Annotated in this window: 12 protein-coding genes; 9 read left to right on the top strand and 3 right to left on the bottom strand. The window is 72.2% G+C overall.

Translation table 11 applies throughout. The features are described 5' to 3' along the window. The first annotated feature begins 98 nt into the window (after positions 1-98). Together AC07AZ_RS19505 and pgfA are read left to right on the top strand one after the other, a co-directional pair. On the top strand, positions 99-233 hold the full coding sequence (locus AC07AZ_RS19505; RefSeq protein ID WP_478849298.1) for an SPW_0924 family protein: 135 nt from the start codon (positions 99-101) through the stop codon (positions 231-233). A gap of 63 nt (positions 234-296) precedes the next feature. After that, complete coding sequence (gene pgfA, locus AC07AZ_RS19500) at positions 297-1,286, top strand: cell envelope lipid trafficking protein PgfA (RefSeq protein WP_478849296.1); 990 nt, start codon at positions 297-299, stop codon at positions 1,284-1,286. Here pgfA and AC07AZ_RS19495 read toward each other — a convergent pair. Then, entirely contained in the window at positions 1,276-4,035 is a 2,760-nt protein-coding gene (locus AC07AZ_RS19495) for an ATP-dependent RNA helicase (RefSeq protein ID WP_478849294.1), read from the bottom strand. The genes pgfA and AC07AZ_RS19495 overlap by 11 nt on opposite strands. A 4-nt stretch (positions 4,036-4,039) precedes the next feature. Continuing rightward, positions 4,040-4,900: a class I SAM-dependent methyltransferase gene (locus AC07AZ_RS19490; protein WP_478849292.1), complete on the bottom strand. Its 861-nt coding sequence runs from the start codon at positions 4,898-4,900 to the stop codon at positions 4,040-4,042. A 317-nt stretch (positions 4,901-5,217) separates the two neighbouring features. Between AC07AZ_RS19490 and rpsA the strand changes: the two genes are divergently transcribed. The 4 genes from rpsA to AC07AZ_RS19470 all read left to right on the top strand — a co-directional run bounded on the left by rpsA (position 5,218) and on the right by AC07AZ_RS19470 (position 9,184). Then, the gene (gene rpsA / locus AC07AZ_RS19485) at positions 5,218-6,726 is read left to right on the top strand and encodes a 30S ribosomal protein S1 (RefSeq protein WP_478849290.1); all 1,509 of its coding nucleotides are present in this window, start codon (positions 5,218-5,220) and stop codon (positions 6,724-6,726) included. 427 nt (positions 6,727-7,153) lie between these two features. Further along, entirely contained in the window at positions 7,154-8,092 is a 939-nt protein-coding gene (locus AC07AZ_RS19480; protein ID WP_356047266.1) for a PAC2 family protein, read from the top strand. Positions 8,093-8,123: 31 nt separating this feature from the next. Continuing rightward, the gene (gene coaE, locus AC07AZ_RS19475) at positions 8,124-8,753 is read left to right on the top strand and encodes a dephospho-CoA kinase (RefSeq protein WP_478849288.1); all 630 of its coding nucleotides are present in this window, start codon (positions 8,124-8,126) and stop codon (positions 8,751-8,753) included. Between the two features lie 50 nt (positions 8,754-8,803). Further along, positions 8,804-9,184, top strand: a complete 381-nt coding sequence (locus AC07AZ_RS19470; RefSeq protein ID WP_478849286.1) for a tetratricopeptide repeat protein — start codon at positions 8,804-8,806, stop codon at positions 9,182-9,184. A gap of 209 nt (positions 9,185-9,393) precedes the next feature. On the opposite strand, the gene AC07AZ_RS19465 is transcribed toward AC07AZ_RS19470, so the two are convergent. Beyond that, positions 9,394-9,699 (bottom strand): DUF6343 family protein, encoded by a 306-nt coding sequence (locus AC07AZ_RS19465; RefSeq protein WP_478849284.1) that lies wholly within the window; start codon positions 9,697-9,699, stop codon positions 9,394-9,396. A gap of 80 nt (positions 9,700-9,779) precedes the next feature. Here AC07AZ_RS19465 and AC07AZ_RS19460 point away from each other — a divergent pair, with 80 nt between their 5' ends. The 3 genes from AC07AZ_RS19460 to AC07AZ_RS19450 all read left to right on the top strand — a co-directional run bounded on the left by AC07AZ_RS19460 (position 9,780) and on the right by AC07AZ_RS19450 (position 12,022). Further along, complete coding sequence (locus AC07AZ_RS19460) at positions 9,780-10,679, top strand: acyltransferase domain-containing protein (protein ID WP_478849282.1); 900 nt, start codon at positions 9,780-9,782, stop codon at positions 10,677-10,679. Positions 10,680-10,856: 177 nt separating this feature from the next. After that, on the top strand, positions 10,857-11,471 hold the full coding sequence (locus AC07AZ_RS19455) for a class I SAM-dependent methyltransferase (protein WP_478849280.1): 615 nt from the start codon (positions 10,857-10,859) through the stop codon (positions 11,469-11,471). Positions 11,472-11,572: 101 nt separating this feature from the next. Then, the gene (locus tag AC07AZ_RS19450) at positions 11,573-12,022 is read left to right on the top strand and encodes a DoxX family protein (protein ID WP_478849278.1); all 450 of its coding nucleotides are present in this window, start codon (positions 11,573-11,575) and stop codon (positions 12,020-12,022) included. Positions 12,023-12,082 lie beyond the last annotated feature (60 nt).

Raw genomic sequence — 12,082 nt, 5'->3', positions numbered from 1 at the left:
GGCGCCGCCGGTGTCGTACGACGTGTTCTCATCTCGTCCGCCCGTTGCTACCGTGCCCGACCTGACGACCTATCAGTTGTGTTCGCAGGGAGGTCCGTATGCGCGCCCTGATCGCCGCCGCGACCGGTCTCGCGCTCGCGTTCGCCCTGGTCCTCACGCTCACCGCGCTGGGCACGCCGACAGGGACGACCTCCCCGAAGCCCCTGCTGACGACGGTGCCGGCGCACCCGTGAACCGCCCGCGAACCGTCCGCCCCCACCGCCCGGCCGTCCGGGCCGCCCGCCAAGGAGGCCGAGATGCGTCGTAAGGCCGCCCTGGTCCTGCTCGCCCTCGCCGTGTTCTTCGCGGCGCTGTCCCCGCTGCTGCGCTGGTACGCCTTCCCGCGTCTGGCGAAGATCCCGGCGAACCAGTACCAGGACATGGTGCTGGAGGCCAAGGACGCGACCGTCCTCGACGCCTCGATGAAGGCCAGGAAGGTCTCCAAGGTCACCATCGTGCAGACCCTCAAGGGCAACGTGGAGGCGTCGGAGGCCATCGAACGGACCGCGCACCGGGACGTGGTCGTCTGGGACGGCCTGTCCTACGCCCAGGGCCCCGACGGCAAGATGATCTCCAAGATCCCCGAGCGCTACATCTTCGACGCCCACTCCCAGGAACCCGTCCACGCCACCGGCGAGATGGTCGACGGCGACCCGGTCAGACGCCAGGGCATCGAGTTCAAGTGGCCGTTCCTGACGGAGAAGCGGGACTACCAGTACTTCGACGCGCAGACCCGGACGACGTCCCCCATCCACTACAAGGGCACCCGCGACTTCCGGGGCATCGGCGTCTACTACTTCGAGCAGACCGTCCCGTGGACCCAGGTCAGGTTCCCCAAGATCATGCCGGTCGCGGGCATCACCCCCGAGTCCGTCGCCAAGACCGGCATGACCATCTGGTACACCACCGTCCGCAGGTTCTGGGTCGAACCGCTGACCGGCGCCCCCGTCTACGGCGAGGAGATCCACAAGGAGGAGCTGCGCGGCGGCACGCTGCTCGGCGGCCGGGGGAAGGTGACCGCGTTCGCCGGCCACGTGAAGATGCGTGAGGACTACATCGAGCACACCGTCGCCCTCGTCAAGTCCAACCGCACCCTGGTCCTGCTGATGACGTCCTACCTGCCGTGGGGCTTCCTGGCCCTCGGCGTACTGCTGCTGTCCCTCTCCCTGTGGCTGGAGGCGCGCGGACGGCACCCGGCCGACCCGGCACCCGCACGGGACAGCGAACCGGAACCGGTCACCGCCTGAGCCGGGCGTTGGTGTGCCGCGTCGGTTCGGCCGTGGCCGGGTCCTCGGGCCAGGGGTGCTTGGGATACCGGCCCCGCAGCTCCGCGCGTACCCCCTTGTAGCCGTCCTTCCAGAAGGAGGCGAGGTCGGCGGTGACGGCGGCGGGCCGGCCGGCCGGGGAGAGCAGATGGACGAGAACGGGTACGCCCGCGACGGCCGGCGACTCCTGGAGCCCGAACATCTCCTGCAGTTTCACCGCGAGGACGGGCTGCTCGGGGCGGGAGTAGTCGATCCGGACCGCCGAGCCGCTGGGCACGGTGATCCGTTCGGGCGCCAGCTCGTCGAGGCGCGCGGCCTCACCGGACGCCCACGGCAGCAGCCGGGTGAGCCCCTTCCCGGCGTCGATCCGCGCGAGACCGGCGCGCCGCCGCGCCCGGCCCAGCTCGGGCTCCAGCCACTCGTCCACGCGCGCGTGGAGGGCGTCGTCGGACACGTCCGGCCACGGGTCGCCCAGGTGCAGGTGCAGAAAAGCGAGCCGCCGGCGCAGTACGTCCGCCTCGGCCGACCACCTCAGCAGCCCGAGCCCCTCGCGCCGCAGCCCGTCGAGCAGCGCCTCGCGTACGAGGGCGGGGTCGGCGTCGGCCAGGGGCCGCACCGCCAGTTCCACCGCGCCCAGCCGTTCGACCCGCCGCGCGACGACGTCCCCGCCGCCCCAGCGCACCTCGTCCCGCTCCTCGACCAGGGCGCCGGCCGCGTACCGGGCGACCTCCTCGTCGACGACGGCACCGAGCTGCACGCGCGCGTGCCCCTTGCCCACGGGCCTGTCGGCGACGGCCACCGCGACCCAGGAGGCGGCGCCCAGGGCGGAGCCCTCGCGCACCTCGGCACGGGTCCCGGAAACCATCAGCAGCGAACCGCCGTCGGCCCTGGCCAGCCGCTCGGGAAAGGCCAACGCGGCCACGACCCCGACGGCCCCGTCCTCTCCGGCCCCCACCGACGACCAGGCCGACGCCGGCCCGGCGCTCCCCTCCCGGGCGCCGGCGACGACCTGGGGCGCGGACCGGGTGCCGGCGGCGGGGCCGGTCGCGGCGCGGGCGGTACGGCTCGCGGGGGCGGCGGCGGTGCGGGCGTCATGGCTCGCGGGGCCTGTCGCGCCGCGGGCGGTACGGCTGCCGGGTTCGGTCGCGGCGCGGGCGTCACGGTTCCCGGGGCCATGTGCGGTCCCGGTGTCCCCGTCCGCCCGCTCCCCGGTGCCCCCGCTCGCCCGCTCCGGTGCGAGGGTGCGTAGGCGGCGTGTCTCCGTCCGCCAACGTCCCGCGTAGGCGTCGCCTCCGCGCCGGGCGGTCCGCAGGGCGGCCGCCAGGTCGTCGCCGTACTCCCGCGGCGCCTCCTCGCTGAGCAGCGCGACGACCTCGGCGGCCCGGTCCGCGCCGATCAGGGGCGCCGAGTCCAGCAGCGCCCGGCCCAGCCGTGGATGCAGGCCCAGCCGGGCCAGCCGCACGCCCCGCCCGGTGGCCCGGCCCGCGGAGTCGACCGCCCCGATCGCCGACAGCACACCGCGTGCCGCCGCCATCGCCCCGGCCGGCGGCGGGTCCAGCAGGGCGAGACCGGACGCCTCCGGATCACCCCAGCAGGCCGTCTGCAGGGCGAACGCCGTCAGGTCGGCCACCTTGATCTCGGGGGACGGGAAACGCGGCAGACGCGCGTCCTCCGCCTCCGCCCAGCACCGGTACACCACGCCCGGCGCCTCACGGCCGGCACGCCCGGCCCGCTGCCGGCCCGCCGCCTGGGAGGCGCGTACCGTCGCCAGCGCGCTCAGCCCGCGCGCGTGGTCGACCCGCGGCTCCCGCGCCAGCCCCGAGTCCACGACGAGTCTTACCCCCGGCACCGTCAGCGAGGACTCGGCCACCGAGGTCGCCAGCACCACCCGCCGCCGTTCGGCCGGGGCCAGCACCGCGTCCTGCACGGCCGCCGGAGCCCGCCCGTGCACCTGGAGCACATCCACGGCACCGAGGCCCCCGAGCTGCCCGGCGACCCGGGCGATCTCGCCGACGCCCGGCAGGAAGCACAGGACGTCCCCCGCGTGCTCGGCCAGCGCCCGCCGCACCACCGACGCGACGTGTGACAGCAGCGCCGGGTCGACCCGCATGCCGTGCGGCGGCCGTACGGGACGCGGCGGCGGCGCCCACACCACCTCGACGTCGTACGACGCGCCCCGCGCCTCGATCACCGGCGCACCGCCCAGCAGCCGCGCCCAGCCCTGCGCGTCGGTGGTCGCCGACGCGGCCACCAGCCGCAGGTCCGGCCGCAGCGTCTCGCGCACGTCCCACAGGAACGCCGCCGCCGTGTCCGCGTCGAGATGCCGCTCGTGGCACTCGTCCAGCACCACCACGTCGACGCCCGCGAGCTCCTGGTCCCGCTGGAGGCGTTGCAGCAGCACACCGGTCGTGACGACCTCCACGCGCGTGCGCGGTCCCACCACCCGCTCGCCGCGCACGGTGTGGCCGACGCTGTCGCCGGCCCGCTCGCCCAGCAGCCACGCCATCCGCCGTGCCGCCGCCCGGGCCGCGATCCGCCGCGGCTCGGCCACCACCACCCGGCGCGTCGGCCCGTCACCGAGCAGCCCGGCCAGCGCCAGCGGCACCAGCGTCGTCTTGCCGGTGCCCGGCGGCGCCACCAGGACGGCGGTTCCGTGGTCCTCCAGGGCGCCGCGCAGCGCGGGCAGGGCACCGCGTACGGGCAGCGCCCCGAGGGCGTCGTGACGGATCACGCGCTCAGTCCCGTACGCACACGAAGATCGCCGATCCCGGGATCAGGTTCCCGCGCAGCGGCGACCAGCCGCCCCACTCCGAGGTGTTCCAGGCCGGCCACCGCGGCTCCACCAGGTCCACCAGCCGCAGGTCCGCCGCGACGACGTCCCGGACGCGGTCGCCGATCGTGCGGTGGTGCTCGACGTACACCGCGCGACCTTCGTCGTCCTGCTCGACGTAGGGCGTGCGGTCGAAGTAGGAGCTGGACACGGTCAGCCCCTCGGGTCCCGGCTCGTCGGGGAACGCCCAGCGGATCGGGTGCGTGACGGAGAAGACGAAACGGCCGCCGGGCCGCAGCACCCGCCGCACCTCGCGCAGCACCAGCACCGGGTCCGCGACGAACGGCAGCGCCCCGTACGCCGAGCACGCCAGATCGAAGGAACCGTCCGCGAAGGGCAGCGCGCCCGCGTCGGCGCACACCAGGGGGAAGGAACCGCCGATGCGCAGCGCGTGCTGGAGCTGGCGGTGGGAGAGGTCGAGGGCGACCGGGCGCGCGCCGTGGGCCGCGAGCCAGCGCGAGCACTGGGCCGCGCCGGCGCCGATCTCCAGGACGTCCCGGCCGGCCAGCTCCTCCGCCGGGCCGAGCAGCTCGGCCTCCACCTCGTCGAGGCCCTCGGGGCCCCAGACGAACCGGTCGTCACCCAGGAAGGTGCCGTGTTCGACCTGGTACTCGTCCGCGTTGCGGTCCCACCAGCCCCGGTTGGCCCGGGAGCTTTCCGTGACGCCCGCGTCCCGCCGGGTCGCTTCGGGTTCGAAGGCTTCGGACTCTTGGATGATCGGCTCCCTCGTCGTACTCTTCCGTTCAACCCGTCGTGCCGGCGTCACGAATGGGACACCGCCGGGCCCTCGTGGCCTCGTGGGACAGGTTTGGTGCCGGGTATGCGGTGATCCGCCCCGGGTGTGCGCCTTCGCGCATTGACCCTGTCCGGCTGCCCCCGTATGCTACAAGTTGCGCTGCGGGCCTGCGCACCTCAGACGTAGCAGGCTGCGCTCGCATCTGTTGCATGTCCCCTCGGTTGTCGAGGCGCCATCACCAGTTCCTGGTGAGGCGCTTCCTTGGCTGTCCGGCTTCTTCAGAGCGACACGGGCTCCCGGCGTAGCAGTACCTACGACTCTCTGTCCGTACCGGAGCCCTTTCCCACATGACGAGCAGCACCGAGACCACCTCTACCACGCCGCAGGTAGCGGTCAACGACATCGGTAACGAGGAAGCCTTCCTCGCCGCGATCGACGAGACGATCAAGTACTTCAACGACGGCGACATCGTCGACGGCGTCATCGTGAAGGTCGACCGGGACGAGGTCCTGCTCGACATCGGTTACAAGACCGAAGGTGTCATCCCGAGCCGCGAGCTCTCGATCAAGCACGACGTCGACCCCAACGAGGTCGTCAAGGTCGGCGACGAGATCGAAGCCCTTGTTCTCCAGAAGGAGGACAAGGAAGGCCGCCTGATCCTCTCGAAGAAGCGCGCCCAGTACGAGCGCGCCTGGGGCACCATCGAGAAGATCAAGGAAGAGGACGGCATCGTCACCGGCACCGTCATCGAGGTGGTCAAGGGTGGTCTCATCCTTGACATCGGCCTCCGTGGCTTCCTGCCGGCTTCCCTCGTCGAGATGCGCCGCGTCCGCGACCTCCAGCCCTACGTGGGCAAGGAGCTCGAGGCCAAGATCATCGAGCTGGACAAGAACCGCAACAACGTGGTCCTGTCCCGCCGTGCCTGGCTGGAGCAGACCCAGTCCGAGGTCCGCCAGACGTTCCTCACCACCCTGCAGAAGGGTCAGGTCCGTTCCGGCGTCGTCTCCTCGATCGTCAACTTCGGTGCCTTCGTGGACCTGGGTGGCGTCGACGGTCTCGTGCACGTCTCGGAGCTCTCCTGGAAGCACATCGACCACCCGTCCGAGGTTGTCGAGGTCGGCCAGGAAGTCACCGTCGAGGTCCTCGACGTGGACATGGACCGCGAGCGTGTCTCCCTGTCGCTGAAGGCGACGCAGGAAGACCCGTGGCAGCAGTTCGCCCGCACCCACCAGATCGGCCAGGTCGTGCCCGGCAAGGTCACGAAGCTGGTTCCGTTCGGTGCGTTCGTCCGCGTGGACGAGGGCATCGAGGGTCTGGTGCACATCTCCGAGCTGGCCGAGCGCCACGTGGAGATCCCGGAGCAGGTCGTCCAGGTCAACGACGAGATCTTCGTCAAGGTCATCGACATCGACCTCGAGCGCCGTCGCATCAGCCTCTCGCTGAAGCAGGCCAACGAGTCCTTCGGTTCCGACCCGGCCTCGGTCGAGTTCGACCCGACGCTGTACGGCATGGCCGCGTCGTACGACGACCAGGGCAACTACATCTACCCCGAGGGCTTCGACCCCGAGACCAACGACTGGCTCGAGGGCTACGAGTCCCAGCGTGAGGTGTGGGAGAACCAGTACGCCGAGGCGCAGACGCGCTTCGAGCAGCACCAGGCGCAGGTCATCAAGTCCCGCGAAGCGGACGAGAAGGCCGCTGCCGAGGGCGGCGACACCGCGGGTGCGGCTCCGGCCGCGTCCGGTGGCGGCGGTGGTGGCTCGTACTCCTCCGAGGGTGCCGACACCTCCGGCGCGCTGGCCTCGGACGAGGCGCTTGCCGCGCTGCGCGAGAAGCTGGCCGGCGGCCAGAGCTGATCGCAGGCCCGCTGAGGCCCGGTAGGTAACTGAGGGACCGCACCTTTCGAGGTGCGGTCCCTCGGTCGTGTCCGGGGGGCCGGGGCTGGCGAGGTGTGGGCCGGTGCTCGGGGGCGACCTGGCCCGTGGCCGATCGCTGGTCGTCCGCAGGCCGACCGCGGCGCGGTGAAGTCCGGGTACGTGGGGCGCTGGGGGCGTGCCGCGGCGGGAAACGTACCGGACACCCGGGTAACCGGCGGGCCGTAACGATCCGTTGTGAGGCTTCCCCCGTCGTCCATGACCGGAGAGGGGGACTCGGTGCGTGTCCCGTCGCACGGCGTCGCCGTGCGTGAAAAGCCGCTGAGAGCAGCCTGATCAGAGGCGTGAGCGGGAATGCTCCCGCCCCGCACCGCGTTGTGCAGTACGAACACGAGGAGGAGCGGTCACTGTGCTTGATCCGCAGGGTTTGTACGCATGGGAGCCGAAGGGCCTGGCCGTCGTCGACATGGCGCTGGCGCAGGAGTCGGCCGGTCTTGTCATGCTCTACCACTTCGACGGATACATCGACGCGGGCGAGACCGGCGACCAGATCGTCGACCGGCTGCTCGACTCGCTGCCCCACCAGGTCGTGGCGCGTTTCGACCACGACCGGCTCGTGGACTACCGGGCCCGCCGTCCGCTGCTGACCTTCAAGCGTGACCGCTGGACCGAGTACGAGGAGCCCACCCTCGACGTGCGGCTCGTCCAGGACGCCACCGGCGCGCCCTTCCTGCTCCTGTCCGGACCCGAGCCGGACGTCGAGTGGGAGCGTTTCGCCGTGGCCGTCCAGCAGATCGTGGAGCGGCTCGGTGTGCGCCTGTCCGTGAACTTCCACGGCATCCCCATGGGTGTCCCGCACACCCGTCCCGTGGGCCTCACCCCGCACGGCAACCGCACCGACCTGGTCCCCGGCCACCGCAGCCCCTTCGACGAGGCGCAGGTCCCCGGCAGCGCCGAGTCGCTCGTCGAGTACCGCCTCATGGAGGCCGGACACGACGTCCTCGGTGTCGCCGCGCACGTACCGCACTACATCGCCCGCTCTCCGTACCCGGACGCGGCCCTGACCGTGCTGGAGTCCATCACCGCGGCGACCGGCCTGGTCCTGCCCGGCATCGCGCACGCCCTGCGCACGGACGCCCACCGCACGCAGACGGAGATCGACCGGCAGGTCCAGGAGGGGGACGAGGAGCTCGTCGCCCTGGTCCAGGGCCTGGAGCACCAGTACGACGCCGCCGCCGGAGCCGACACCCGGGGCAACATGCTCGCCGAACCCGCGGACATCCCGTCGGCGGACGAGATCGGCCTGGAGTTCGAGCGTTTCCTGGCGGAACGCGAGGGCGACAACTGACCCCCGTGGTACAGGGCCTAGGCTTCCGCTCATGCTGAAGGTGGGCCTGACCGGCGGGATCGGCGCCGGCAAGAGCGAGGTGTCGCGGCTGCTCGTCGAGCACGGAGCCGTGCTGATCGACGCGGACCGCATCGCGCGCGAGGTCGTCGCGCCGGGAACAGACGGACTGGCCGCGGTCGTCGAGGCCTTCGGACCGGAGGTGCTCGCCGCCGACGGCAGCCTCGACCGGCCCGGCCTCGGAGCGATCGTCTTCGCCGACCCGGAGAAGCTCGCCGTCCTGAACGCGATCGTGCACCCCCTGGTCGGCGCCCGCTCCCGCGCACTCGAATCGGCCGCCGACCCCGACGCGGTCGTCGTCCACGACGTCCCGCTCCTCGCCGAGAACAGCCTGGCACCGCTCTACGACGTCGTACTCGTCGTCGACGCGAGCACCGAGACCCAGCTCGACCGGCTGGTGCGACTGCGCGGGATGACCGAGCAGGACGCACGCGCACGCATGGCCGCCCAGGCGACCCGCGAGAAGCGCCTGGAGATCGCCGACGTCGTCATCGACAACGACGTACCGCTGGCGGAGCTGCGGCGGCGCGTGGCGGACGTGTGGTCCGATCTCGTGCGCAGAGCCCACGCCCGCCGCGACGCGCCCGGCCCGGCCGAGGAATAGCGGCCGCGCGGCCGGGCGTTGAACACGCCCAGAGAGGGAAGGACTGTGCCGTGCCCGAGACCAGCGGACCCATCGGACGTACTCCGGAAACGCATGTCATCGACTTCCGTGCCGCCGAGCAACTGCTCGCCGCACGGGACCCGCGGGGCGCGGTGAAGCTGCTCGACCAGGTCATCGCCGCGCACCCCGAGAACACCGCGGCCCGTCTGCTGCGCGCGCGTGCCTTCTTCGCGGGCGCGCAACTGCGTCCCGCCGAGCTGGAGTTCACCATCGTCCTGGAGCGGGAGCCGGACAACGCGTTCGCGCACTTCGCCCTCGCCCGGACCTACGAGCGTCAGGGCCGGCCGGAGCTGGCCGTGCGCCACTTCCGTCTGGCGGCGGCGCTGGACCCGAACCCGGAGTACCTGAAGGCGGCCCGCTTCGACTCGTGAGCCGGTACGCGGGGACGCGTCGACGCGCTCGCGGGCTGGTACGCGGGGATACCCGCGTCGAGTCGTGGACCGGTACGCGGGGACGTGCCGCTCGTGGGTCGGTACGCGGGGACGCGCCGACCCGCTCGTCAGCCGGCAGGCGGGAGAGGGGCGACCCGCTCGTGCATGCGCCGATCCGTTCGTCAGCCGGCACCCGTGAGCCGCGCCGGTCAGGAGCCGGGGCGCTCTGGCGGTCGGCGCGTCGGGCGGCGCCGGTCCGCCGGCTCGTACGGCGGGATGTCCGGGCCGGGCTGGTAGTGCGGGCCCTGGCGGATGTGCCGGAGGACCACCACCATGTCCACGGTCACGACCAGCCACAGCAGCCCGCACGCGACGGCCCACCAGGGGCGTCCGGCGAGGACGAAGGCGACCGTGCCGAAGAGTGTCCAGACCAGGCCCCACAGGCTCAGCCAGAACCGCGCCCGCAGCGCGCTGCGGGCCGTCCTCGGTTCACTTCCCGTACGCATACCGATCATCGCTCCTCTCCTTGCAACGTACTCTTCGCTCCGGACGTTCTCCAAGCGTCACCCAGACCGTCCGAAGAGGGGATCACCGCGTGCTGCCGGATGCCGACGAACTGGCCGAGGTCCTGCTCGACCTCGGAGTACCGCACGAGGACATCGACGAACTCGTCCGCATGAGCCGGCGCGTCCGCGACGATCCCGAGCTGCGGAGCTTCCTCGAACACTCCGTCGCCGAGCTCGTCGCCGGGACGGGTGGGATCCACGGCAGGACCGACCTGCCCGAGCTGGACTGGCCGGCGGGCCCGCTCCAGCGTTTCTTCCCGGTGTACGTGTTCGTCGCGGCGCTGCCGCACACCCGCGCCCACCACCGGGAGCACGGCATCCCCGCCGACATCTCCCGCCGCACCCTCGCCGACCTGGGCCGGAACATCGCCGTGCACCGCAGGCGGCACGGGCGGGGCGGCGTGCAGGCCCCGCGGTGGCTGACCCACCACTTCCGCGGCGAGCTGTACCAGCTGGGGCGGCTGCAGTTCGAACGCTCCCGGGTCGGTCGGCACACCGCCGAGGTCCTCACGGCCGCCGGACTGGACGCCGAGCCGGGCGAGCCGTGCCTGAACGTCCACATCCCCGACTTCCTCGGCCCGCTGTCCCCGGCCGCCTGCGACCGCTCCCTGGCGCAGGCCCGGGAGTTCTTCGCCCTGCACTACCCGTCGGAGCGCCACCGGGCCGTCGTGTGCCACTCCTGGCTGCTCGACCCGCAGCTGCGGGAGTACCTGCCGGCGCGCTCCAACATCGTCCGCTTCCAGGAACGCTTCCGGGTGCTCCGCGAGGACCCGGAGCCGGTGGACACCGAACCGGTGCAGTACGTCTTCGGCGACCCGGAGCTGTTGGTGGCGGACCTGCCCCGGCGCACCTCCCTGGAACGGGCCGTCGGCGACCATCTGCGGGCCGGCGGCCACTGGTACATCGGGCACGGCTGGTTCCCGCTGTGAGCGAGAGGACGGCCTAACTCGTACGGGTGAACGGGGTGGGGGTGGGAACGGCTGTGCGGACGTGGTCCGTTGTGCGGTCATGGGACTGAAAATGCGAGCGGGACATCAGGGGAGGGGCCGGGGGCAATCACACCGGACGGCTGCGCGGTCGAGCTGTACTCACGTCTGTCCGTCGGGGTGGAGCCGGACATCATCGCGGCGGCCGCCCCGCCGGGGGCGAGCATCCTGGAGCTGGGCTGCGGCGTGGGCCGCATGACCCACCCGTTACTGGAGCGCGGGTACACGGTCACGGCGGTGGACGAGTCCGCCGACATGCTGGAACGCGTCCGCGGCGCGCGCACGGTCCTTTCGCCGATCGAGGACCTCGACCTGGGCGAGACGTTCGACGTGGTGCTGCTCGCCTCCTTCCTCGTGCACACCGCGGACCTGGAGGTGCGGCGGGCGCTGCTGCGCACCTGCGCACGCCACCTCGCGGACGGCGGGCAGGTGCTGATCCAGCGGGAGGGCGCGGACTACCACACGAACGTGCCGCGTGAGCGCGTCGATCCTGCCGGCCACACCGTGCGCATCGTGTCGTCCGAACCGGTCGCCGAGGGGGTCAACTCGGTCCTCGCGGAGTACGTCTTCCCGGACGCCACCTGGACACAGACCTTCCGCGTACGGCCGCTGACACGGGGGCAGTTCGAGGACGCGCTGGCGGAGGCGGGCCTGAGAGTGGACAAGTACCTGACGCCGGACGGGATATGGGTGCGCGCCCTCGCCGCGACGGCCGGGAGCCGAGGGGAGAACTGAGCGAAGGAAACCGCGCGGGCGTTCCGGGCGTCGATGAGTTCCGCGGCGAGGGCCGGTCTACCTCTGCGACAGCACACGGACCGCTTCACAAGGAGACCCTCATGTCCGAGACCACCGTTCCCGTCACCTCCACCGGCACGGTCGTCGCCGGCCCCGCGACCGCCCGCGGCCGGCGAGCCCGCGTCGCCCTGCGCGGACTCCAGGTGCTGATCGCCCTCTTCTACGCCGTTGCCAGCGCGCTGCCCAAACTGATCGCACACCCCTCGGCCGCCGAGTCCTTCGACAAGATGGGCTGGGGCAGCGCGGGCATGTACACCATCGGCGCGCTCGAACTGGCGGGAGCGATCGCCCTGTTGGTCCCGGTGCTCCAGTCGGTGGCCGCGGTGGCGCTGAGCGCGCTGATGGTGGGCGCGTTCATCGTCCAGCTCACCGTCTTCGACGGGGAGAACGCGGCGACCCCGCTCATCCTGATCGTGCCGCTCGCCCTGATCGCCTGGACCCGGCGGGGACACAACACGGACCTGCTGCACCTGATACGCCGACAGGCCTGACCGGTGACGTCGACGGGGGATCGGTGTGAGGGGGATCGGTGTGAGCGGCGATGCGGGTGC

It is taken from the genome of Streptomyces sp. NPDC043878 (assembly GCF_056435735.1).
Note: the sequence above shows the minus strand (reverse complement) of the source record. Positions and strands in the feature narration are given on the sequence as shown.